Here is a 23,425-nt window from a genome sequence, read left to right as displayed (position 1 = left end):
ACCCTAAAGACGCCGCCGCGCGCCGGGAGGGGGGATCGGAAAGGGAATTTTTCGGCTGGCCGGATAAAAAAAGGGCGCGTCCGACGACGCGCCCCAGGGAGGACCCAAGCGAAGTGCCGATCAAAAGCGCTTGGTCACACTGAAACCGATGATACGCGGATCGAGCGTGAAGACGTTCGCGCTGAGACCGGTATCGTCGCTGTTGGTGAAGGTGTTGGTTATCGGCGTGTCGTTGAACAGATTCTTGACATAGAGCTGCATCGCGAACTGCGATTCGGGCCGCTCCAGCGTCACCGCCAGATTGGCATTGTCCCACGCCTTCAGCCGGTCATATTCGGTGTTGTAAACGCGCGCATAGCTCTTCGCCTGCCGGTAATAATCGCCGCGGAAGGTCAGGTTCCAGTCGTCGATGAAGAAGGTATATTGCGCGCCGATATTGAAGGTGAAGCGCGGCGAATTGGGCAGTTCATTGCCTTCCAGATCGGCATAGAAGCCGCGGCCACCGTTGGGCGCATCGGTAAGCGGATCGTATGTGAATCCCAAAAACCGGTCCCAGCGCAGGTTGGTTTCGACATTGGGGTTGAAGCTGCCGTAACGCGACGAGCCCGCACACAGGGCCGACAGCATGAAATCGCCGAGCCCATTGAAACCGCCCGCCGCAAACGGCGAATTCAGGATCGCCTCGACCTTGTCCTTTGGCGCGATACAGTTGGAGGGTACGCCGAGTTGCGGGCGCACAACCACCCAGTCCTCACTGCCCTGCGTCCGGTTCATTACGTCGATCGACTGCGCACCCTTGCCGATCCGCGTGCGCAGATAGCCGAAATTGGAGTCGACCCGGAAATTTCGCGACGGCTGCCACGCCGCCTCGAGTTCCAGTCCCCAGCTTTGCGCATCAAAATTTTCGTTGAGCGAGATGCGGTCGACGATCTGCGACACCTGATAATCGGTATAGTCATAGAAAAAGGCGGTGGCGTTGAGTGTCATCCTGCCACCGGCGAAACTGTTCTTCATGCCGATTTCGAACGCGTTGACATATTCGGGTTTGAACGTCTCGGCGAGCGGCTGATACTGGATCACCTTCGGGTCGATATCGACGCGCGGCGGGTTGGACCCGCCGCCCTTGTACCCGTGCGAGAAGGACGCATAGACCAAAGTGTCGTCGGTGAAGGACACCCGCGGCTTCCAGTCGACTACCAGACGGCCGGTGAAGGCATCCCACTGCTGGTCGATCGGCGGCAGCGCCGGATAGCCGATGCTGACCCGCCCGCCGCTCGATGCGCCGCTTTGGGTGCCGAAATTCTGCGCGCCGAGCAAAAGCTGGCTCGGGATCGGCGTCGAACTCTTCTTGTCGTTGGTATAGCGCGCGCCGGCGGTGATCTTTACGTCGTCCGAGACATTCCAATAGGCCTCACCGAACAGCGCCCATGATCGCGTCTGCACGACATTCTTGCTGCGGAAATAATTGTGCCCCTGACCATCGATCCGGTCGATGGGGTTCGGATCGACATAGATACACTCGCGGAATTCCTGGCCCGGATTGCAATTGCGCGTCCCGGCGCCGATCTGGCCCGGCGCATCTTCGCGGTTGTAAAAATATTCGGCGAGCAAGCTGAACATATTGCTGAAGACGTAATAATCGTCCTGCGACTTGAAGTTCAGCGCATTGGCACCGACGCTGAAATTGAACGGCCCCGAAAAATCCGATTGCAGTCGCAATTCCTGCGTCCATTGCGTGTTGCGAGACTGGCTGACGTCGACCGCGAGCATCCGGTTCGACGGACCGAGTTGCGGATCGGTATAGATGCCCCCCGGCGTCGGGCCGGGAACGGTCGCACCGAATGACAACGTCGAATCGTTAAAGATTGGCGCCGATAGAAATCGGTTATAATCTTGCGACGAATAATAATGGTCGCTGGAATAGGCGGTCTGCGAGATCAGCTTCAGATCGCCGAACCCCGCCTCGACATTGAGCTGAAACACATCGTTGTTGGCACGAAACCTCGGGTCGTAACTCGTGGAAATCTCGCGAAGGTTACGCGACTGGACGACATCGGCGTAGGGATCGCGGCCGGGATCGATCACGCGCAGCGGTGCGAAGCTGCCGTCGGGAAGCTGAACGACGTTCAAGCCGATATTGGCCGCAGCGTTGTTGAAGGCAAAGCTCGCCGCATTGGGCGCGCCAAAAGCCGCGTCGCTGTAAAGCGATCCCGGCAGGCAACCCTGGCTAAGCTTGCCACGCAAATAGGGATCGACTGTAGCGTTCCCGACGGTATCGGGCCCGGGATCGCGCGTGCAAAGCTGCTTGCCGGTGCGCGATCGCTGGTCGTCTTCCTCGAAATGCTGCCAGATGAAACTGGCCTTCAGATTGTCGGTCGGTTCCCACTGCACCGATACGCGCGTCGACCACAGGTCGCGGTCGTTGACGTGCTTCCTTGTGAACGTGTTGTAATCGAAACCGTCGCGCTTGGTCATCGCGCCCGCCGCACGGATCGCCAGCGTGTCGGTCAGCGGCACATTGATCATTCCGCTCAGGCGCCGCGTCGAATAATTGCCGACCTCACCCTTCACCATCGCGTCGAACTCGTCGTCGGGCATCGCGGGGATGACGTTGACCACACCGCCTGTCGCGTTGCGGCCATAGAGCGTCCCCTGCGGTCCGCGCAGCACCTCGACGCGCTCGAGGTCGAAAAATTCCGATTCGAACAGGCGGTTGCGGATCAGCGGCGTGTTGTTGAAGCTGACCGCGACCGCGGGGTCGCTCGAGGCCGAAATCGCCTTGGTACCGATCCCGCGGATCGTGAAGTCGTAACCGCTGAAATTACCCTTCGAAAAGTTGATGTTGGGAACCGCGCGGACCAGTTCGGCGCCGCTCTCGACCTTGCGGTCATCGAGCGCCTTCGGTGTAAACGCGCTGATCGCGATCGGCACGTCGCTGATCTTTTCCTCACGCTTCTGCGCCGTCACGACAATTTCGGTATCATCCTCAATTTCTGGCCCGACGGCGGAGTTTACGTTTCCCTCCCGTGTCACCACGAAGATATTGCCATCGCGCCGATAGCTGAGCCCGGTCCCGCGCAGCAGCGTCCGCAGCGCCGTTTCGGGATCGGTCCGCTGCGTATGACCGGCGGTGCGCTTGCCGTTGACCAGCGAGGCGTCGACCATGATCGTCGCGCCGCTCTGCACGCCGAAATCGCGCAGCGCACGGTCGAGCGACTGGGCCGGAATACGGTAATTTGTCGTCTGCTCGCGGGCGGATGCCGCCGTGCCCGAAAGCGCGAGGCACCCGATCGCCGCGCCGCTCAATAGAATTTTACGCAAATTGCATGCCTGGAACCGCATGTCCCCACTCCCTCTCCCTGTCGCCGGGGTTGTTGCCCCGTTGTTCCGGCGTTCGACATGACGCCATTCAATTAGACGCTGCCTCGTCCCGAAAGGGGGGATGCTCGCATGAAATTTTCAACAATGTTAATATCTACGCCAGTGAACGGCCAGTTGGGAAAAATGCAGCCGGGTGTCGGGGCGATCCCCCCTCTTGCACTTTTCCTGCGTCTATCGGGTTAGCTCCAGCGTAGAATGGGGACGCAATGATCGATTTGGGAATGATGCCGGAATGACGCGAAAGGCTGGGAGCATCTGGCAATGCCTGTTCTATCAGGGTCTTTTCTGACGATGGCGGTCCCCAGTCCGGATCGCGATCTGGCCGCGTGGATGACCACCTACGGCCCGGGCCTGCGGCGTTATTTCAGCCGCAGGGCGAACGACGCCGACGTCGACGACCTCGTCCAGGAAGTCTTCATGCGCCTGCAATCGGCGCAGCTCAGCGCGCCAATCGACAATGTCGAACGCTATCTTTTTACCGCCGCGCGCAACGCGCTTGTCAGCCGCCACCGCCGGCAAAAGGCGCGGTCGGCGATGCTGCACGACGAACTCGAGGACGGACTCGAAATCGCCGACCAGCGGTCGCCCGAACGGATCGTCATCGGGCAACAGGAGTATCGCCGCGTCCTCGAAGCGATCCAGAACCTGCCGCCCCGCGCGCGCGAAGCATTCCAGTATCATCGCTTCGAAAATCTGACCTATCAGGCGATCGCGCAGCGAATGGGCATTTCCAAGGAGGCGGTGAAGGAATTGATGCACCGCGCACTCGTGCGGATCGCCGAAGAAATGGAGCCGGGACTATGACCGGCAAGCAACTCCTCGAACGCGCGGCGCTTCGTTCGGAAGCCGCCCACTGGTTCAACCTGCAACGTTCCGGGGACATGACCCTCGACGACGAGCTACGTTTTCATGAATGGCTGGACCAGTCCGACGCGCATCGCGATGCCTATCGCCTGGTCGATCGCGCGTGGATGATCGCGGGCACAATCCCCCAGGATCCCGAAATGCTGGGCGAACCCGAACCGGTCGCCGTCCGGCGGTCGCCGTGGCGTCGCTACCTTGCCATCGCGGCATCGCTGCTGCTCGTCGTCACGGCTAGCTGGGGCGTATACCAGATGGGCGTGCCCGGCTTCGGCGGCGCGAAGGACCAGCATTTCCGTACCGGTGTCGGGCAGACGACAACCGTGACCCTGCCTGAAGGATCGATCGTAACGCTCGATTCAGAAACCGAAATGCGGCTTCACGAAAGCCCCCGCGAACGGCGCGTCGACCTTGTCGGCGGGCGCGCCTTCTTCCGCGTCGCCGCCGATCCCTCGCGCCCCTTCATCGTCAATGCCGGCGGCAAGAGCGTGCGTGCGATCGGCACCGCGTTCGAGGTCAGCTTCGAACATGGCAATATGGTGGTGACGCTCGCCGAAGGAAAAGTGCGGGTCGAAGAGGCGGCGGCCGGAACGGGAAGCGGCACCGATATGGCGCCGGGCGGCCAGTTGGTGATCGGCGCCGACCATAATTGGACGCTGCGGCGCGTCGACGTGGCAAAGGAAACCAGCTGGACCGAAGGCCGGCTGATCTTCATGCGCGATCCGCTGTCCGAAGCGGTCGCCGAAATGAACCGCTATTCGACGCGCAAACTCGCCTTCAAGGACGGCAAGATTCCCGACAAGCAGGTCGTCGGCGTGTTCGAGGCCGGCGATGTCGACGGCTTCGTCAAGGCGATGGAACTGAACGACATCGCGCGCCGCGTTTCGACGACCGACGACGAGATATTGCTCTCCGGAAGCGAGTGATCCCGCGCCGCTTCAGGACGCTGCCGGCGGAATGCCGCTGGGGATCAGGAAAAGCGGCAGGATACGGGCGATCAGGTCGCGCATCGCATCGTCGCGCTGGTCGAGCATGCCGCGCACCGACGGGCCGATGACCGCGTCGCCGAATGCGGTCACCGCCATCATCAGCACCGCCGCGCGCACCCGGTCGTGGGCGCCTTCATCGGTCGACTGCCCGACGATCGCATCGACCAGCGCGCCGACCGCCTCGCGCACCGGTTCCAGATGTTCGACGTCGCCCGACAACACGATCCACGCCGCGAGTTGGCCGGCGCCACCCTTGTCGAACGCGTCGAACACGCGATCGGCTACGGTCCGCGGCGCCGCAGCATCGGTCTTGAGCAGCCCGACGACATTGTCGAGCGCAGTCGTGAGGTCGCGCACCATCGACCCCATCAGCGCCGATTGCAGTCCCGCCGCCGATCCGAAATGGTGGAGGACATTAGCGTGCGACATGCCGATTTCCTGACCGACATTGGCAAGCGTCACCGCGGCCGGCCCGCCGTCCAGCAGCAATCGCCGCGCCGCCACCAGCGCTTCTTCGCGGACCTCGTCCCCCGAACGCTTGCGCCGCTTTTGATGCGGTCGCGCTTGCTTGTACATTTGTCATCCTTTGCAGCCGTCGCGCCCACGGGAGCTTTTCGTCCGAAAGCCTTACCGCAAAGCGGCCAATTGTCACCCTTGCCGTGACATGGGGCAAGAAAACCCCCGGAAACTGCGAGATATGCGGCCCTTGCGCCAAGTTCGCCGCGATGATATAAACATTGATGTTAATGTAACTTGAGTCGCAGAGAGGTACCTATGTCTTCCCCCATCCGTACACCCGACGACCTGCACATCGAAAAGCGCGACCTGAAATTTGGGCGCGAAAAGGCGCCGCCGCGCTGGTGGCACAGCAACGACCCCGGCCGCACCGCCTTCTTCAACGCCCTCTCCTCCACCTTCCCGGTGGGCGAGAAATTCTTCATGACCTCGGTCCGCCATTATCGCGAGGGAACGCCGCAACCGCTGCGCGGCCAGATCGACGATTTCCTCTATCAGGAATCGATGCACTGCCGCGAACATGTCGTGTTCAACCGCCAGGCCGAAGATGCCGGCTTCGACATCGCATCGGCCGAGGATCGCGCCCGCCGCACGATCGCATGGGTCAAGCGCCGGTCGCCGATCCAGCAGCTTGCGGCGACGTGCGCGCTCGAACATTTCACCGCGACGCTGGCGCACGACGCGCTGGCGAACCCCGAACATCTGGGCGGCGCGTCCGAAGAGGCGCGGCAGCTGTGGCGCTGGCACGCGATCGAGGAGATAGAGCATAAGGCGGTGGCGTACGACACCTATCTCCACGCCGCGCGGGGCATGACCCCGCTGCGTCGCTGGCTCAAGCGCAGCACGGTGATGTGTGTGACGACGATGCGTTTCCACTATGTCATTTTCCGCAACACTGCCGATCTCCTGCGGCAGGACGGCCGCAACGACTGGGCGACCTGGCGGGTGCTGCTCGCATGGCTCTACGGCCGCCACGGGCTGATGCGCGCGTTGCTGCGCGGCGTCTTCACCTATATGAAGCCGGGCTTCCATCCGTGGGAAATCGACGACCGGCCGCTGCTCGAAGCCGCGCTGGCCTTGCTCGAAGCCGGCAAGCCGAAGGGAATGGCCGCATGAAAAGGATCGCTTTCGCCATCGCAGTCGCTTCAGCCGGCGCCATGCCCGCCGCGGCCGCCGACATCACCGGCGTCTGGGCGACCGGGACCGAGGGCGGGCGCGTCGAAATCTATAAATGCGGCGGCGCGCTGTGCGGCCGCGTCGTCGACGCGAGCCGGCTCCGCGCCAACCCCGACCTGCGCGACGTGCGCAATTCCGACCCCGCGCTCCGCCAGCGCAAGCTCAAGGGCCTCGTCGTGCTCAAGGGCTTCACCGGCGGCCCGCGCGAATGGAAGGGCGGCCCCGTTTATGACCCGGAATCGGGCGACGGCGCCCCCAAGGGCCAGCTCAAGCTGCTTCCCGGCGGCAAGCTCGAGCTCAAGGGGTGCGTGGCCTTTTTCTGCCGCACCAAGGTCTGGACCCGCGCCGGCTGATCAGCCGATGAGGTGAAGCAGCGCGGCGGCGGCCGCTAACAGCCCGCCGCCCGCGGCGAGCTTCGGCAGCGCGCGCGGGCGCCCGTAAAGCGTGAGGACGACGAGCGCCGCGGCGACCGCCATCAGCCCGGTCCATTCGACCAGCGCGAACCGCCAGTTCGGCGCGGCGACAGCAACCGCCAGCGACAGCAGGACGCCGCCCCAGCCGAGCCGGCGCGGCCAGTGCGGATCGGCGGTGATGCCCGCATCGCGCGCATGGCGCTGCATCGACAGGCTGAGGAGCGACAACCCGCCAAAGGCGAGCGGCAGGACGAGCGCGGCGCTCATGCCGGTACCGCCTGCCGCCCTCGACGCGGCACCGGACCGGCGGAGGGCGCACCGGCGCGGCGCGCGATCGCCGCCGCCAGCGCTGCGAAAGCGAACAGCGTGAGGTCGAAACCGGCGAACAGCCAGTCGCCGCCGATAACGGCACTCCAGAGCCCGCGCCCCGTCGCGACGAACGACACGACCGGCAGCGCGGCCGCCGCCAGCGCCAGCACGGCAAAGGCCTCGCGCCAGGCGCGCGCGGGCGCGCGCAGCATCGCAAAGACGATCGCCGCGCCCCAGACCCAGAAAAAGGCGCTCACTTCGCCCTCGGCGCGGCCCGGCATCTGGGCCGGCAACAGCCGGTTGGCATAAAAGAAGGCAAGGATCGCCGCGGGGAAACCCGCCACTGCGCCGACATTTAGCCGCGCCGCGATCCACGGCCCTGCGCCGCACGCCTGCGGCCGCGAGCGGATCCAGAGGATCAGCCCCGTCGCGATCGTCGCCGCGAGCGCCAGCCCGCACAGGAAATAGAGCCAGCGGCTGACCTCGGGCGCAAAGCGGCCCATGTGCAGGCCATAGAGGACGTCGGATGTCCGCTGCGCGGGCCGCGTCTCGGCATAATGCTTGAGGATCCGGCCGCTCGGCCCGTCGAAACTCACCGTCTGCGCCGCATAGGCGAGCTGGTCGCCATCATGTTTGCCGATCGTGACGATCGCGTTGGCATCGCCGGGATTGGCGATGCTGACGCGCCCGACCCGGCCCTCGCCGAAGTGCTGGCGCGCGGCCGCGAGCATCGGGCCGATCGGCGCGAGCGGCGCGGGACGTCCCGCCGCCTCGCGGCTGACCAGCCCGGGCGCGGCCTCGGCAAAGGCGGTTTCCAGGTCCGCGCCGTAATTGGCGGCGGTCCCCCACGGCATGACGAGGCTCAGCAGCGTGACGATCCCGGTCGCCGTGATCATCAGGTGAAACGGCAAGGCCAGCACGCCAAGGACATTATGCGCATCGAGCCAGCTGCGCTTGCCCTTGCCGGCGCGAAAGGTGAAAATATCCTTGAATATCCGTTTGTGGATGATGATCCCGCTGACGATCGCGATCAGCATCAGCATCGCGGCGGCGACCGCGAGGTAGCGACCCCACGGATAGGGCAGCTGCAGTTCGAAATGGAAGCGATAGAGGAATTCGCCGCCCAGCGTCGAGCGCGCCACGTCGGGGCGGCCACTCACCGGATCGAGCGCGATATCGCGGTAGCCGAGCGGAGCGGCGGCATCGTCGAACACCGCCTGCGTCGTCAGGATCCGCTCGTCGGGCGCGGTCAGATACCAGCCTGCCGCCTTCGGGTGGTGCGTACCCAGCCAGCGCACCGCCGCCTCGATCGCGGCCTCGGGCGGCGCCGCCTTGACGACCTCGGGGCGCATCCAGCCGCTGATTTCCGAGCGGAACACGGTCGCCGTGCCGCTGAGCACGATCGCGAACAGCAGCCAGCCGAGGATCAGCCCCGACCAGCTGTGCAGTCCGGCGATCGACTGGCGAAACCCTGGTTTCATGCGGGCTGCCCGATTGTCCAGGCAATCGCTGCGAGAACCGCGGTCAGCCCGGCGATCCCGCCCGCCGCCTGCCACAGCCGCGGCGTGCCATAGGTCCAGACCGCCGCGACCGGCATCGCGAGGATCGCCGCGAGCGATGCGGTGACCGTCGCTTCGGAACGCGCCATCGGAAGCCCGCGCGCCAGCGCATAGGCCAGCGCCGCCGCCAGCGCATAACCACCCGCCGACGCGAGCAGCAGGCGTGCGATCGCCCGAACGACGGGAAGCACGCGCGGAAAGGATTGCGACCGGGTGGAGTTCATGGGCCCTCTATTACCTGTTGCGAGTGATTTGCAATAACCAATCGCGCACAAATGTCTCTCGCCTGCGTTGCAAACGAAATGACATCGCCTTGCAAATGCGAGTTAGTCGCATTAGAGGCCCCTCACCCGAACCGGGGTCGAATGTCAAAGGGGATCGTGATGCGCCGTTCTTTTCACCTGTTGCTGACCGGTTGCGCGCTCTGCGTACCGACCTTGCTTCACGCGCAGGAAGCGGCGGGCACCCCCGACGAGCGCACCGAAGAGACGATCGTCGTCACCGGCTATGGCCGGACCAGCGAGCCGACCGCAGCGACCGGCCTGCCCCTCTCGCCGCTCGAAACCCCGCAGACGATCAGCGTCATCACGCAGCAGCAGATCCGCGACCAGGCGTTCAACACGATCAACGACGCGCTCGATTTCACCGTCGGCATCTCGAAGAAGGATATCGACCGCGGGCGCAGCGCGATCACCGCGCGCGGGTTCGAGGTCCAGAATTTCCAGCTCGACGGCGCCCCCTTCCAGAACGGGAATGTCGGTTTCGGCGAGACGAGCACCGCACAATATGAACGCGTCGACCTCGTCCGCGGCGCCGCGGGCCTGATGCAGGGCGCGGGCGATCCGTCGGCGGTCGTCAACCTGATCCGCAAACATGCAACGGCAAGCGAGTTTGTCGGCGATATCAGCCTCGAGGCGGGCTCGTGGGATCGCTTCGCGGGCACGCTCGATCTCCAGTCGCCGCTCAATGCCGCGGGAACGGTACGCGCCCGCACGGTGGTTCAGGCCTATACGCAGGACAGCTTCGTCGATCTGGAAAAGAAAAAGGGCCTCCTCCTTTATGGTGTGATCGACGCCGATCTCGGCGAGCGCACGACGCTGTCGATCGGCGCCAGCTACCAGCGCGACGAGCGCGACGCGATCATGTGGGCGCAATTACCCTATTGGTACAGCGACGGCACGCGCACCGACTGGCCCCGTTCGAAGACCACGGGCGCCGACTGGGGGCTCTGGAACACCACCGAGATTTCAGCCTTCGCGACGCTCAAGCGCAAGCTGGGTGGCGACTGGCAAATTCGCGGCGATATCGCCTATCACAAGGGCCTCGAAAATTCGAAGCTGCTCTGGCTCGACGGCTTGCCCGACCGCGTGACCGGCGCGGGCGTGGGCACGTCGGGCTATTGGTACAAGACCAGCCCCGAACAATGGCACGGCAGCATCCAGGCCAATGGCAGCTTCACCCTGTTCGGCGGCCGGCACGACCTGGCGTTCGGCGCGATGGCCAGCCGCGTCGACGATGGCTGGACGAACCGCGATCCGGTCGCGATCGACCCGATCGACGATTTCAACAATTTCGACGGACGGCTGGACGAACCCGAATGGGGCCCGCGCTACGACATGTCGGGTTTCGGCCACACGACGCAGGCGGCGGTATTCGCATCGACGCGCATCAGCCTGATCGGTGGGCTGAAACTGATCGGCGGCGGGCGCCTCAGCTATTACAAGCGCAACGAGGAGCAGAGCCTGTACAGCACGCCCTACACCCTGTCGTACAAGGGTCAGATCACCCCCTATGTCGGGCTGCTCTACAACCTCACCGACAATCTGTCGGCCTATGCCAGCTACACCAACATCTTCAAACCGCAGGGCGATCTGCGCGATCGCAACAACCGCCTGATCGATCCGCTCGAAGGGTCGAACTATGAAGCGGGGCTGAAAGCGCTGCTGCTCGATGGCCATTTGCTCGCGACGGCATCGGTCTATCGCATCGAACAGGATAATCTGGCGGTCGCCGACGGCCTGATCCCCGGCACCCCCATCCAGGCCTATCGCGGCATGAAAGGCACGGTCGCCAAGGGTTATGAACTCGAAGTCGTCGGCAAGATCACCCCGCAATGGGACGTCAGCGCGGGATGGAGCGACTATAGCGCGAAAGACGCCGAGGGCGCGCATGTGCTGGCCCACCAGCCGCGCCGCGTGTTCAACTTCTCGACCCGCTACGACTTCGCCGGCACGCTGGCCGGGCTCAGCGTCGGCGGGGCGTTCAAATGGGAGAGCCGCCCGCCCGTTACCGCCGAAAACCCCGGCACGGGGACGGTCGAGCGGATCGGCCAGCCCGCCTACGCCATCGCCAACATCATGGCGCGTTACGAGCTGACCGAGGCGATGTCGCTCCAGCTCAATGTCGACAATCTTTTCGACAAGCGCTTTTTTAGCGGCAACGTCTGGTTTCCCGGCTTCGTCTATGGCGAGCCGCGCAACGCACGCGTGGCGCTCAAATACAGCTTCTGATGCGAACGCGTCGGGTCAGTGTTTCAGATACTGGCTCGGCGGCACGCCGAAGGCGCGGCGGAACATCGCCGCGAAACCGCTGGGGCTGTCATAGCCGACGTCATAGGTGACCTGCGTGATCGACGCGCCGGCCGCCAGCAGCGAGAGCGCCTCCATCAACCGCACCTGTTGCCGCCAAACCGCAAGCCCCATCCCGGTTTCCTGCTTGAAGCTGCGCGTGAACGTGCGCCGTCCCATCGCCGCGAGCGCAGCCCAATCGTCGATATCGCGCGGATCCGACGGGTCGGCGATAATGGCATTGCACACGCGCAGCAGGCGCGGGTTCGACGGCATCGACACCTGATAAGGCGCGTTGGGCATCCGCCCGATCTCGTCGAGCAGCAGCGCGATGATCCGCCCTTCGCGCCCGTCGACATCGTAAAGCGCCGGGAAGTCTACGACTTCCAGAATCAGCGATTTGACGAGGTTCGATACCTCGAAGACCCGGCATTCGCGTTCATGCTCATGCCCGGCACACGGCATGTAGAGCGTGCGGAGCGATACCGGGCCGCGGCAGGCGACCTCGTGCCGCGTCCCCGCGGGCAGCCACACGGCGCGCTGCGGCGGGATCACAAAGCTCGTTTCGGGCGTGCGCACCGACATGACGCCCGCCGACGCATAGAGGATCTGGATATGGTCGTGACTGTGCATCGGATCGATGAAGCCGGCAGGATATTCATCCTGTAGCGCAATGACCGGCCGGTCGTTGGTCAGAACATCGACACTATGCTTCATGGCCCAATCCTCGCAAGTCTTAGACAATTACACAATATAGGCCGGGAACGCGACTGGCCAGCGATGATGTGCCCGCTGGCCTGTCCGGCGCGGTGATTGGCCCGATCGGGCGATAGGCGCGAGCGGGTAAAAGCTATCAGGCAATCAAGGATTGTTTCGGGAAGGATTTGCCAGATATGCCAAAGGGCTTGGACACCATGCAGAACGATATGGCCGACCCCGATATCCGCCGCTTTGTCGATGCGATCAACGCCGCCTATGTCGAACATGGCGCACCCGCCGGTGCGAGCATGGCGGCCCGCCGCGCGGTCGCCGAACGTGTCCGCAAACCCTGGCGCGAGGGTGGCCCGATAATGGCAAGCAGCCACGAAATGGACATGGGCGGCGTGCGCCTGCGCCTCCATCGCCCCGTCGCGGACGCGAAGCTGCCCGTCCTGCTCTATATCCATGGCGGCGGCTGGACGCTGTTCAGCATCGACACGCACGACCGGCTGATGCGTGAATATGCCGCGCGCGCCGGGATCGCGGTGCTCGGCATCGATTACAGCCTGTCGCCCGAGAATAAATTCCCCGTCGCGCTCGAGGAATGCACCGCGGCGCTCGACTGGATTGCGGCGCAAGCGGACGCACTGGGCCTCGACTCCGACCGCGTCCTCATCGGCGGCGATTCCGCCGGCGCCAACCTGTCGGTCGCGGCCTGCCTGTTGCAGCGCCAGCGCGGGCGCCCGCTGCCGATCGCGATGCTGCTCAACTATGGCGCCTTCGCGCCCGAACATACACCGAGCTATGCGCGCTTCGGTGCGGGCGACTATTCGCTCGAAGCCGGCGAGATGGACGTCTTCTGGGCCAATTATGTCGACACGCCCGACCAGCTCGCCGATCCGCTCGTTGCGCCGCTGCGTGCCGACCTGTCGGGCATGCCGCCCGCCTTCCTCGCCATCGCCGACTGCGACATCCTCGCCGATTGCAACGGCGCCTTCGCCCGCAAGCTGGCGGACGCGGGCGTCGCGACGCGCGCCGTCACTTACCGCGGCGCGACGCACAGCTTTCTGGAAGCGGTATCGATCGCCCCCCTCGCCGGCCGCGCGCTCGACGAGCAGGCGGCGTGGATCCGTGATATCGTCGGGACATGACGAACCTCTATACCCCGCGCGACCCCGCCGACATCGCGCGGCTGATCGCCGACTATCCGCTCGCGTGGCTCGTCTCGCGCGACTTCCATGCCAGCCCGCTGCCGCTGATCGCCGAAACGGACGACCGGGGTGAGGTGGTCGCCCTCTTCGGCCATTGCGCGCGCCGCAATCCCCTCGTCGCCGATTTTGCGGCCGATCCGCGCGGGCTGATCCTCTTCAACGGCCCGGCCGGCTATGTCCCGACAACGCTGCTGTCGAAACCCGACTGGGCGCCGACCTGGAATTACGCCGTGCTGCGCTTCACCGTCGATATCGAGTTCGTCGAAGGCGAGACCCGCGACGCGATCGAGCAGCTCGTGGGCAGGCTGGAGGGCGGCGCCTGGTCGACAGCGAACCTCGGCGGACGCTATGACAGGATGCTCGACCAGATCGTCGCCTTTCGCGCGCATATCCGTTCGGCCGAACACAGCTTCAAGCTCGGTCAGGATGAAAGCGCGCAAGGCTTTGGCGAAATCGTCGCGGGTCACACCGACGCGGCGCTGGTCCAATGGATGAAAGGACAGGCCCGGACGTGAAGCTTTTCTTCGACGATCGCCAGACCGCCCATGCGCCGCTGCGCGAACTGCACAATGGCGACTGGGTGCCTCATGCCGAGAATATCGAACGGCCGCGATCGATCGTCGAAGCGTTCAGCGACTGGCGCCCGGTGCGCGATTTCGGCATGGCGCCGCTGCTCGCGGTGCACGACGCCGATTATCTCGCCTTCCTCGAACGCGCGCACCGCGACTGGCTCGCGGCCGGGCGCAGCGGCGACGCGATCGGCTATACCTTCCCGGTCCGTCGGCGGCGGCCGCTGAGCTTTGGCCGCATCGACGCCGATCTCGGCGCCTACAGCTATGACGCCGGGACGCCGATCGCCGCTGGCACATGGGAATCGGCCTATTGGTCGGCGCAGGGCGCGCTGACGGCGCTCGATCATCTCGCGGCGAGCGGCGATGCGCAGGCCTTCGCGCTCTGCCGCCCGCCCGGCCACCATGCCGGGCGCGACTATCTGGGCGGCTATTGCTACCTCAACAACGCGGCGATTGCGGCGCGCGCGGCGCAGGACCGCGGTCTCGGTCCGGTCGCGATCCTCGACATCGACTATCATCACGGGAATGGCACGCAGGACATCTTCTACGAAGAACCCGCGATCTTCTTCGCCTCGATCCACGCCGACCCGCGCACCGACTATCCCTTCTACTGGGGTCATGCCGACGAGAAAGGCGACGGCGAAGGCCATGGCACCACCCTGAACCTCCCCCTCCCCCGCGGCACCGACGGGACAAGCTATGCGCCCGCGCTCGAGACAGCACTCGCGGCGATTTCCGATTGGGGCGCGAAGTTCCTTATCCTGTCGTTCGGCGCCGACACGCACAGCAGCGACCCGATTTCGAGCTTTGCGCTCGAACGCGAGGATTATGTCGTGCTGGCGGGGAAGATTGCGGCGCTCGGCATTCCAACGCTGATCGTGATGGAAGGCGGCTATGCCGTCGGCGATCTCGGGCTGAACGTCGCGGCTTTTCTGTCCGGCTTCTGAAAACAAAAAAAGGGGCCGCCCCGCTCGAGCGAGCGGGGCGGCCCCTTTTCATATGCTCAGTTCAGGCTGAAGCGCACCGTCGCACCGATGGTGCGCGGGCGCGCGACCGATCCGGCAAATGCGAATGGCGCGTTCGAAATACCATATTGGTCGAACAGATTCTTGGCAAACAAGCCTAGCTCGACCTGATCGGTCAGCGCCACCGACGCATTGAGGTCGACGATGTGGAAATCGCCCTTCTCCAGCGACCCGGCGAAATCGACGGGTGCGCTCGACAGATAGCGATGGGCGATACCGAAGCGGGGCTTCAGCTTTGAATCGGGGAAGCTGAGATCGATATTGTTCGACAATATCCATTCGGACGCCCCCGGAAGCCGCGTCCCCTTCGCATAACCGCCACCGACCGCGAACGTGTCGGGAAGCATCTGCGACAGGCGCGCGTCATTGTACGAGACGTTCGACTGGAGCGTCAGATTGCGCGTCGGACGCAATGTCAGGCTGAGTTCCATCCCGTCGATATCGGCGCCACCCCCATTAGTGGTGTAGGCACGGACATCGGGGGTAAAGAGCCGCGCCTGAATATTGTTCCAGTCGATGTGGTAAACGGTCAGATCGACCGACAGCGTCTTGTCGATCAGGTCGAACCGCGTGCCCAGCTCAAAATTCTTGGTCGTATCGCTACCGAAAGTGAGCGGCAATTCGGGATAAGGCAGCGCAAAGACGTTGAGCCCGCCGATCCGGAAGCCCTCCGAATAGAGCGCGTAAACCATGAAATCATCGTTCGGCTTGAAGGTCAAAGACGCCTTTGGAATGAAATCCGAATGTTTCTCGGCATCCGCCTCGAAATTATAGGCGGGGACGAGCGCTGCGTTCGGCAGCAATTCGGCCTGCGGGCGCGTGCGATATTCGAACAGGCGGCCGCCGAGCGTCAACGTCAGCGAGTCTATGAGGTCATAGGAAACCTCGCCGAACAATGCCTTTTCGGTCACACGGTTGCGGCTGAAGGTGCGCTCCGAAAAATCGCCGGGCGCGAGCTGCTCGCCGGTCGCGCCCCCGAATTCGCCGGGGTTCGCGTCGATATAGTCGCTGATCCCCTCGATATAGAGCAGCCCGTTCCCGGTCGAGCGCATCCGAGTGTAGTTGGCGCCGATCAGCCATTTGAACGGGCCGCCATCGGGTGACGCGAGCCGGATTTCGGCATAGTCGGTCTTGGACTTCGACCGTCCGCGATCGAGCAGCGGTGTGTTTGTCCGGGGATCGTTTCCGCCGAAGATCGAATAATCGAACAGGACTTCCGCGTTCTTCTCGACATGGCTGCCAAGTGCGGTCAGCGTTGCAAAGCCGAGATCCTGCTCGAAGCGCAGGCTGTGCAGCATGAAATCGGTGTCCTGATATTCGGCGAGGTTGGTTGCACGCTCATATGTGTTCTTCGGACCGAAGAGCACATAGGTCTGATCGTCGAGATCATATTCCTGGTACATGCTGATCGCCGAGATGCGCGTCGTCTCGGTCGGGGTGAAAACGATCGATCCGCGCAGGCCGCGTACGCGCAGATCGTTGCTGCCCTTTTTGCCGAGCAAAGTGTTATCGAGATAACCTGCATCGACGCGCTGGAGCGCGACAAGGCGCACCGCCAGCTTGTCGGTCGCGATAGGCAGGTTGACCATGCCCTTTACCGCATAACTCACATCGCCGTCGGCGCGTTTGGTCGTCGACACCATACCCTCGAAGCCCGCATCGAATTTCGACGGATCGGCTTCGTTCACGACATAGTTGACCGCGCCGCCCAGCGACGATGAACCGAACAGCGTGCCCTGCGGCCCGCGCAGCACTTCGACACGGCTGACGTCGAAGCTGTCGACATCGGGGATCACAACGGGAAAACCGGGCTCGATCAGCGGGATTTCGTTGAGATAATAGCCCGTCGTTGCCTGGTTCGCCTCATGATAGGTCGACGACGCGACGCCGCGAATGACGACCTCGGACACGCCCGGCTGGTAGTCGTTGAACACGACGCCCGGAACGCGGGTGATATAGTCGGACAGGCTCTGGGCATTGAGCTTTTGCAGCGTCGCTTCGCTGACCGCGGTGACCGAGCCGCTGACGTCGCGGACCGATTGTTCGCGTTTCGCGGCGGTGACGACGATCTCGTTGTCGTCGACGTCCTGCGCCGCGGCACCCGAAGCCTGCGCCAGCGCAAGTATCGAAATGCCGCACGCCGCGACCCGCCTCATCGATGCAAAGCCCATTTTTGCCTCCCTATTGATAATGCCTATTGGTAAGAAAACCCGATGCTGAAGCTATCATGCGAAATTGGCGTGGCGGCGATGGTCGGGCCATATTCCAGCCGGATCGGGCCAGTGCTCCGCCACGCGAAAGCGCGGTTTCGTGGGGACTTGCGGCCAATTTGCCCGATCGATGGATTGGGCGGCCTGATCGGCGCAGTAAGCCAGTCGGCGCGACATAGATTGAAGCCGACATCCCCGTCGGGCGAGAGAGGGTCGGCATGCACAGCATAGAGAATGAGGGTCGGAGAGCATTTATGAGCAGCGTTGCGATGGCGGCCATCCTGTTGGGAAGCGGTGCGGCGCGCGCGCTGGACAAGGCCGCCGGCGGCCGCTGGCCCAAAGTCGCTCCGCCACAATCGCCGCGCATTTCGCATGTCATCGATCAATTGGGCCGCCAGCGCGATGACGCTTATAGCTGGATGAAATTCATCCCCGCCGGCGGCGAGCGCACGCGCGACAATTTGCCCGAAGCGGTCGGGGCGATGCTGAAGGCCGAAAACGACTATGCCGACGCGATCCTGGGGCCGCTCGCCGACGAGCGCGCACGCCTGCTCGACGCGATGCTGGCGCGCTCGTCGGGCGACGTCGCCGCCCCCGCGCTCGAACGCGACGGCTGGAATTACGAGTCCGCGCGGCCGGCGGGCGCCGCCCATGCCGTCTACACGCGCCAGCGGAAGGGCGCGAAGCCCGAACGGCTGGTCGACGAGGCCGAGCGCGCCGCGGGCCAGCCCTATTTTCGCAGCACCGGGCACCAGCCCAGCCCCGATCATCGCTATTTCGCCTGGGCCGAGGATGTCATCGGCAACGACCGCCATCGCATCGTCCTGCGCGACAATGCGACCGGCGCGGTCCGCACGGTGGTCGACAAGGACGCTTATGGCTATGGCGGCCTCGTATTCTCTCCCTCGTCGCGCTGGTTGTTCTGGATCTGGCGCGACGCACGCAACCGGCCGACGCGGCTCTACCGGACCTCGGTCGACGGCAAGACCACCGACCTTGTCTATGAAGAGAAGGATCCCGCAATCTTCATGTCGGTGAAGCGGACCGCCGCCGACGGCTTCGTCGCCCTCACTCTCGCCGGGCCCGAAACCGCCGAAGTCCGGCTGGTCGCCGCCGACGCCGAAACCGCCGAACCCGCGATCGTCTGGCCACGCAAGGTCGGCGTGCGCTATGAAATCGACGAATGGAACGGCGGCCTGATCGCGCTCACCGACGCCGACGACGCCTTCGACATGGCGCTGCTGCGCCTCGATCCGGAAAGCTTTGCCACCCGCGCGACGCTCGTTCCGCACCGCGTCGGCACTCCCATCCTTCAGGTGCAGCCCTTCGCGGCGGCGCTCGTCCGGCTCGAACGCGTCGACGGGCTCCACCGGCTCGTCATCCTGCGCGCGGACGGATCGGAACAGGCCGTGGCGTTCGACGACCCCGCCTATGCGATCGAGCTGCCGCCCGAGCAAAGCTATGCCGCGCCATCGGTGATGATCGTCCACCAAACGCCCAAATCGCCGCGCCGCTGGATCCGTATCGACCTTGCGAGCGGCAAGCAGACCGTCGTCCAGCAACAGTCGGTCGCGGGTTTCGACCCCGACGATTATGTGGTCGAGCGGCTGTTCGCGCCGGCCCCCGACGGCGAAATGGTTCCGATCACGCTATTGTCACGCCGCGACGCGCCAAAGGACGGCAAGGCGCCGCTGCTGCAATATGGCTATGGATCCTATGGTGTCCCCAGCGATCCCGAATTTTCGATCCCCGCGCTGGCGCTCGTCGACCGCGGCTGGCGCTATGCGATCGCACATGTGCGCGGCGGGTCGGAGAAAGGCCGGCGCTGGTTCCTCGGCGGACGCAAGTTCACCAAGCGCAACAGCTTCACCGATTTCATCGCCTGCGCCGAACATCTGGCGGCCGAGCGCTATGCGGCAAGGGGCAAGGTCGTCGCTTATGGCCTGTCGGCGGGCGGCCTGCTCGTCGGTGCGAGCATGAACATCGCCCCGACGCTGTGGGGCGGCGTGATCGCGCAGGTGCCCTTCGTCGACATGCTCAACACGATGAGCGACGGCGCCCATCCGCTTGTGCCGCTGTTCCGCCCCGACTGGGGTGATCCGCTCGCCGACCCCAAAGCCTATGACTATATCGCCTCGATCTCGCCCTATGAGAATGTGCAGGCGGCCGCCTATCCGCCCCTGCTCTGCACCGCGGGGCTGAAGGACGACCGCGTCGCCTATTGGGAGCCCGCCAAGCTGGTCGCCGAGGTGCGGCGGCGTTCGACGAGCGGCAACCCCGCGATGCTGCTCACCGACATGGACAGCGGGCATCAGGGCAGCGCGGACATCAAGAGCGAGTATCGGGAAAAGGCGCTCTTCTGGGCGTTCGCGATGCGCTGCGTCTAAAAGCCCCGGAACGCCGGGACCGGATCGAACATCAGCGCGATGAAACCATAAGCGCTCGCGAGCAGCAACAGCACGCCCGCCGCGCCGACCAGCCAGTCGGCGCGAAGGCGGCGGACCAGCCAGGCGCCGATCGGGGCGGCGACGACGCCGCCGATCAGCAGCCCGATCGCCGCGGTGCTGAAGCTCTGCCAGCCCATCGCGCCGATGAAACCGGCCGCGATCGTCACCGTGACGAAAAATTCGGACGCATTCACCGTGCCGATGACGGTGCGCGGTTCGGCGCCTTGCGCGAGCAGGTTCGCGCTGACGATCGGCCCCCAGCCGCCCCCGCCCGATCCGTCGGCAATCCCGCCGATCAGGCCGAGCGGGCCGACGAGTTTCAGGCTGCGATAGGTTTGCGGTCGCCGCGCCCCGCGCCACAACAGATAGATGCCGACCGCGCCCAGATAGGCGAGCACCACCGGCCGCGCGATGCTGTTGTCGATATTGGTCAATATCCAGACGCCGATCAGCCCGCCGACGATGCCGGGCACAACGAGCCGACGGAACAGCCGCCAGTCGACATTGCGTTGCAACGCATGGGCAAGCCCCGACACGCCGCCGGTGAAGCTTTCGGCAACATGCACCGCCGCCGACGCCGACACCGGCGGCAGGCCGATGACGAGCAGCAACGCGGTGCCGATCACCCCGAACGCCATCCCGAGCGCGCTGTCGATCAGCTGCGCAGCGAAACCGATGAGGATGAAGGGCAGCAGCGCCCAGAGCGTCAGCCCGTCAAAAATCGTCATCGTGCCGCCTGACGGCGGCGCGCTGCCTTGCTGCTGCTGCGCGTGAACAGGAAGGCCGCCGGGAAGCCGAGCGCGATCAGCGACAATGCGCCGGCGAAGACCGGCTCGCCCCCCGCCAGCCAGGGCAGGACCGCGGCCCAGATCGATACGCCGAGCACCGTCAGCAGCGTCTGTTCCTGATCGATATCGGCGTCGACGGCGAGCGGAACGCCGCGCGCGTCGGCGCGCAAGGCTTCGAGACGGCGCGCGACCGGGCTGTGCGGCGCCGACCTTCGCCCCGGCGCGACCGACGACAGCATCGACCCGAGTCCGGCGCCGACCAGCCGCACGCCGACCGCGCGCGCAAAGGCGCGCGGCTCCTCAAGCCGGTCGCCGACCGCGCGCAGGCTGAGCCGGCCGCCGAAGACGAGGTCGATCAGCGCGTCGCCCGTCACCGCCTTGATCGGCCGTTCTTCCGCGGCGTGGCTGGCCTCGATCCATTCGAAGATCGCATTGGGCACGTCGATGGCGCATGCCCGTTCGAGCCCCTGGAACCCCGGCGCGCTGTTCGCTTCGCAGATCCGGTATCCCTCATTGTCGAACAATATGTCGATGCCCGCGACCTCGAGCCCCAATGTATCGGCAGCGCGCGCCGCAAGGTCGGCCATTTCACCGGTCGGCGTATGGGCGATGCCGACCCCGCCCAGCGAGACGTTCGATTTGAAATGTCCTGCGGGCGAGCGCCGCTCCATCGCCGCGATCACGCGCCCGCCGATCACCAGCACGCGCACATCACGCCCGTGGCTCGACCGGACATAATGCTGGAACAGGAAGTCGGCCTTGGCGTCGGCGCTTTCGAGCAACCCGGCCAGATCCTCGAACTGGCTGCGATCCTCGCATTTGAGCACACCCGTCCCGCGCGTCCCGCGCAGCGTCTTGACGATCACGGGGAAACCCAGCTCCTCCTCGACGATATCGACGTCCATCGGGAATTTGCCGAGGATGGTCGCCGGGATCGGCAATCCGGCGCGCGCGAGCCGCTGCATCGTGTGCAGCTTGTCGGCGACAAGGTCGATCGCCTCGGGCCCGTTGATCAGGCGAACCCCGCGGCGCTCGAAATGACGGAGCACCGCCAGCGTGAAATAATCGGTTTCGGCGCCCGTACGGCACAGGATGAAATCGGGCCGCGCCAGCGAATGCCCCTCATAATGCACCGACCAGCTGTCGACGGGCGCCGCGACAATGTCGAAATTATGCGGCTTCAGAACATGAAGCTCGACGCCGCGTGCCGCCGCGGCCTCCTGAAACCTAAGGATTTCGGGAACTTCCGGCAGGGCCGGATCGAGATCGCGTTGGAAGAATATCCAGCCCAGCAACGATCGGCTCCTTCTGACTCTGGTCGAACGCCCCGCCTCAGTGCCAGAGAACGTCCCGTTCGCGCAATCGTTCACACCGACCTTTCACGTAAATCACTGTTTTGCCGTGACGATTGCGCCGACCGATCCGAAACGGACGATATCGTACGGAAAATTCGCATTCGCCAGCCCCTGTCGGCCTTAAATCCGGGCGCCGCTAAACGTTAAATGTCGCATGACCAGCAAAGCAACACGATCGAACGAGCCGGTAGGACGGCTTTTGGGTTGGCTAGGCTTGCGCGATACGCGCAGCAGCCCTCCGGCGGGCGGTTTCGCCTTTCCCGAGGGCGGCGGCGGACGCGACCTGACGCGCCTCGCCCGGCATCAGCTCATCGGCACGATCATGGCGTTCCTTGTCGACAACGACCTCGACGTTTCGCCGACAAACCTGTTGCTGGCGCATGGCGCCTTTTCGGGGAGCAACCCGCATCTCGCGCGGCAGATTTCGACCCGTTCGCAGTCGCCAGGCGGTATCACCCAGCAATGGCTCGACGAGATGGCCGATCAGGACAGTGGCCAGCCCGATCGCGCCGACCTCGACCGGTTGATCACCCGTCTCGAGACCAATCTCGAATCCTTCCACGCCCATACGAAGGAAGCGCGCAGCGTCACCAGCGACTATGGTTCGGAACTCGAACAGCATGTCGTCGACCTCGAACAGCTCCAGAAAACCGGCCGGATCGTCTCGAGCCTCGCCGATCTCGCCAAGGTGATGCTCGACCGCACGCGCAAGGCCGAGGACGACATGCGCAAGAGCGAGGACGAGGCCAAGGCGCTGCGCCGTAGCCTTGCTCGCGCCAAACGCGATGCCGAAGTCGATTTCCTGACCGGCCTGCCCAATCGCCGCGCTTTCGAACTGCTGCTCGACAAACATTATCACGAAGCGCGCGCCGCTTGCGAACCGCTCAGCGTCGCCTTTTGCGACATCGACGAATTCAAGAAGGTCAACGACGTCCACGGCCATGAGGCCGGCGACCGTGTGATCAAGGCCATCGCCGATACGCTGGCCCGCATTTCCAACGATCATTGCCACGTCGCGCGCCATGGCGGCGAGGAGTTCGTCATGCTGTTCCGCGGCGCGACGCCCGGACAGGCGGCCATGCGGCTCGACGAGGCGCGCGAGGCGCTCGCCGACCGGCGCCTGATCAATCGCAAGACCGACGAGCCCTTCGGCCAGATTACCTTCTCGGGCGGGGTCGCCGACGTCTTCGGCTATGGCGACACGCGCGCGGCGCTGAAGGCCGCCGACGATGCGCTGTACAAGGCGAAAGCCGCCGGACGAAACCGCGTCGAAGTAGCCGATCCGGCCTGATCATCCTTTCCCGCACGGGGGGCGGGGGACCGCGGACGATCGCTCACCAGAGAGCG

19 protein-coding genes are annotated in these 23,425 nt (G+C 64.6%); 10 read left to right on the top strand and 9 right to left on the bottom strand.

What is annotated here, in order from left to right:
* Positions 1 to 120: 120 nt before the first annotated feature.
* Complete coding sequence (locus VGU00_RS06995; RefSeq protein ID WP_327466871.1) at positions 121 to 3,342, bottom strand: TonB-dependent receptor domain-containing protein; 3,222 nt, start codon at positions 3,340 to 3,342, stop codon at positions 121 to 123.
* A gap of 330 nt (positions 3,343 to 3,672) precedes the next feature.
* Between VGU00_RS06995 and VGU00_RS06990 the strand changes: the two genes are divergently transcribed.
* Together VGU00_RS06990 and VGU00_RS06985 are read left to right on the top strand one after the other, a co-directional pair.
* On the top strand, positions 3,673 to 4,185 hold the full coding sequence (locus VGU00_RS06990; protein ID WP_327466869.1) for an RNA polymerase sigma factor: 513 nt from the start codon (positions 3,673 to 3,675) through the stop codon (positions 4,183 to 4,185).
* Complete coding sequence (locus tag VGU00_RS06985; protein WP_327466867.1) at positions 4,182 to 5,168, top strand: FecR family protein; 987 nt, start codon at positions 4,182 to 4,184, stop codon at positions 5,166 to 5,168. The genes VGU00_RS06990 and VGU00_RS06985 overlap by 4 nt, the downstream gene beginning before the upstream one ends.
* A 12-nt stretch (positions 5,169 to 5,180) precedes the next feature.
* Here the strand turns inward: VGU00_RS06985 and VGU00_RS06980 are convergent, their stop codons facing one another.
* Positions 5,181 to 5,807 (bottom strand): TetR/AcrR family transcriptional regulator, encoded by a 627-nt coding sequence (locus tag VGU00_RS06980; protein WP_327466865.1) that lies wholly within the window; start codon positions 5,805 to 5,807, stop codon positions 5,181 to 5,183.
* A gap of 198 nt (positions 5,808 to 6,005) precedes the next feature.
* Between VGU00_RS06980 and VGU00_RS06975 the strand changes: the two genes are divergently transcribed.
* Together VGU00_RS06975 and VGU00_RS06970 are read left to right on the top strand one after the other, a co-directional pair.
* Positions 6,006 to 6,863 carry a metal-dependent hydrolase gene (locus tag VGU00_RS06975; protein ID WP_327466863.1) on the top strand — a complete coding sequence of 286 codons (858 nt, stop codon included), beginning with the start codon at positions 6,006 to 6,008 and terminating at the stop codon, positions 6,861 to 6,863.
* Positions 6,860 to 7,276 (top strand): DUF2147 domain-containing protein, encoded by a 417-nt coding sequence (locus VGU00_RS06970; RefSeq protein ID WP_327466861.1) that lies wholly within the window; start codon positions 6,860 to 6,862, stop codon positions 7,274 to 7,276. Before VGU00_RS06975 ends, VGU00_RS06970 begins: the two co-directional genes overlap by 4 nt.
* Here the strand turns inward: VGU00_RS06970 and VGU00_RS06965 are convergent, their stop codons facing one another.
* From VGU00_RS06965 to VGU00_RS06955, 3 genes are read right to left on the bottom strand one after another with little or no spacing between them, the layout of a single operon-like run.
* Positions 7,277 to 7,603: a DUF3325 domain-containing protein gene (locus VGU00_RS06965; RefSeq protein ID WP_327466859.1), complete on the bottom strand. Its 327-nt coding sequence runs from the start codon at positions 7,601 to 7,603 to the stop codon at positions 7,277 to 7,279.
* Positions 7,600 to 9,126, bottom strand: coding sequence for a PepSY-associated TM helix domain-containing protein (locus tag VGU00_RS06960; RefSeq protein WP_327466857.1), 1,527 nt, complete (start codon positions 9,124 to 9,126; stop codon positions 7,600 to 7,602). The genes VGU00_RS06965 and VGU00_RS06960 overlap by 4 nt, the downstream gene beginning before the upstream one ends.
* On the bottom strand, positions 9,123 to 9,428 hold the full coding sequence (locus tag VGU00_RS06955) for an iron transporter (RefSeq protein ID WP_327466855.1): 306 nt from the start codon (positions 9,426 to 9,428) through the stop codon (positions 9,123 to 9,125). The genes VGU00_RS06960 and VGU00_RS06955 overlap by 4 nt, the downstream gene beginning before the upstream one ends.
* A 159-nt stretch (positions 9,429 to 9,587) precedes the next feature.
* Between VGU00_RS06955 and VGU00_RS06950 the strand changes: the two genes are divergently transcribed.
* The gene (locus tag VGU00_RS06950; protein WP_327466854.1) at positions 9,588 to 11,714 is read left to right on the top strand and encodes a TonB-dependent siderophore receptor; all 2,127 of its coding nucleotides are present in this window, start codon (positions 9,588 to 9,590) and stop codon (positions 11,712 to 11,714) included.
* A gap of 15 nt (positions 11,715 to 11,729) precedes the next feature.
* Here VGU00_RS06950 and VGU00_RS06945 read toward each other — a convergent pair whose 3' ends face one another.
* A complete protein-coding gene (locus VGU00_RS06945; RefSeq protein WP_327466852.1) occupies positions 11,730 to 12,488 on the bottom strand; it encodes a helix-turn-helix transcriptional regulator in 759 nt (252 codons plus the stop codon).
* A 197-nt stretch (positions 12,489 to 12,685) separates the two neighbouring features.
* Here VGU00_RS06945 and VGU00_RS06940 point away from each other — a divergent pair, with 197 nt between their 5' ends.
* From VGU00_RS06940 to VGU00_RS06930, 3 genes are read left to right on the top strand one after another with little or no spacing between them, the layout of a single operon-like run.
* Complete coding sequence (locus tag VGU00_RS06940; RefSeq protein ID WP_327466850.1) at positions 12,686 to 13,621, top strand: alpha/beta hydrolase; 936 nt, start codon at positions 12,686 to 12,688, stop codon at positions 13,619 to 13,621.
* The gene (locus VGU00_RS06935) at positions 13,618 to 14,196 is read left to right on the top strand and encodes an FMN-binding negative transcriptional regulator (protein WP_327466848.1); all 579 of its coding nucleotides are present in this window, start codon (positions 13,618 to 13,620) and stop codon (positions 14,194 to 14,196) included. The genes VGU00_RS06940 and VGU00_RS06935 overlap by 4 nt, the downstream gene beginning before the upstream one ends.
* Positions 14,193 to 15,200: a histone deacetylase family protein gene (locus VGU00_RS06930; RefSeq protein WP_327466846.1), complete on the top strand. Its 1,008-nt coding sequence runs from the start codon at positions 14,193 to 14,195 to the stop codon at positions 15,198 to 15,200. The genes VGU00_RS06935 and VGU00_RS06930 overlap by 4 nt, the downstream gene beginning before the upstream one ends.
* A gap of 56 nt (positions 15,201 to 15,256) precedes the next feature.
* Here VGU00_RS06930 and VGU00_RS06925 read toward each other — a convergent pair whose 3' ends face one another.
* Complete coding sequence (locus VGU00_RS06925; RefSeq protein WP_327466844.1) at positions 15,257 to 17,449, bottom strand: TonB-dependent receptor; 2,193 nt, start codon at positions 17,447 to 17,449, stop codon at positions 15,257 to 15,259.
* A gap of 293 nt (positions 17,450 to 17,742) precedes the next feature.
* On the opposite strand from VGU00_RS06925, the gene VGU00_RS06920 reads away from it, so the two are divergent.
* A complete protein-coding gene (locus tag VGU00_RS06920) occupies positions 17,743 to 19,875 on the top strand; it encodes a S9 family peptidase (protein ID WP_327466842.1) in 2,133 nt (710 codons plus the stop codon).
* Here VGU00_RS06920 and VGU00_RS06915 read toward each other — a convergent pair.
* Together VGU00_RS06915 and VGU00_RS06910 are read right to left on the bottom strand one after the other, a co-directional pair.
* A complete protein-coding gene (locus tag VGU00_RS06915; protein ID WP_327466840.1) occupies positions 19,872 to 20,663 on the bottom strand; it encodes a sulfite exporter TauE/SafE family protein in 792 nt (263 codons plus the stop codon). The genes VGU00_RS06920 and VGU00_RS06915 overlap by 4 nt on opposite strands.
* Positions 20,660 to 22,018 (bottom strand): RimK family alpha-L-glutamate ligase, encoded by a 1,359-nt coding sequence (locus VGU00_RS06910; RefSeq protein ID WP_327466838.1) that lies wholly within the window; start codon positions 22,016 to 22,018, stop codon positions 20,660 to 20,662. The genes VGU00_RS06915 and VGU00_RS06910 overlap by 4 nt, the downstream gene beginning before the upstream one ends.
* A gap of 214 nt (positions 22,019 to 22,232) precedes the next feature.
* Here VGU00_RS06910 and VGU00_RS06905 point away from each other — a divergent pair, with 214 nt between their 5' ends.
* Positions 22,233 to 23,369 (top strand): diguanylate cyclase, encoded by a 1,137-nt coding sequence (locus VGU00_RS06905; protein WP_327466836.1) that lies wholly within the window; start codon positions 22,233 to 22,235, stop codon positions 23,367 to 23,369.
* Positions 23,370 to 23,425 lie beyond the last annotated feature (56 nt).

This window comes from Sphingopyxis sp., from assembly GCF_035944815.1.
In the GTDB taxonomy this organism is placed as follows: domain Bacteria; phylum Pseudomonadota; class Alphaproteobacteria; order Sphingomonadales; family Sphingomonadaceae; genus Sphingopyxis.
Note: the sequence above shows the minus strand (reverse complement) of the source record. Positions and strands in the feature narration are given on the sequence as shown.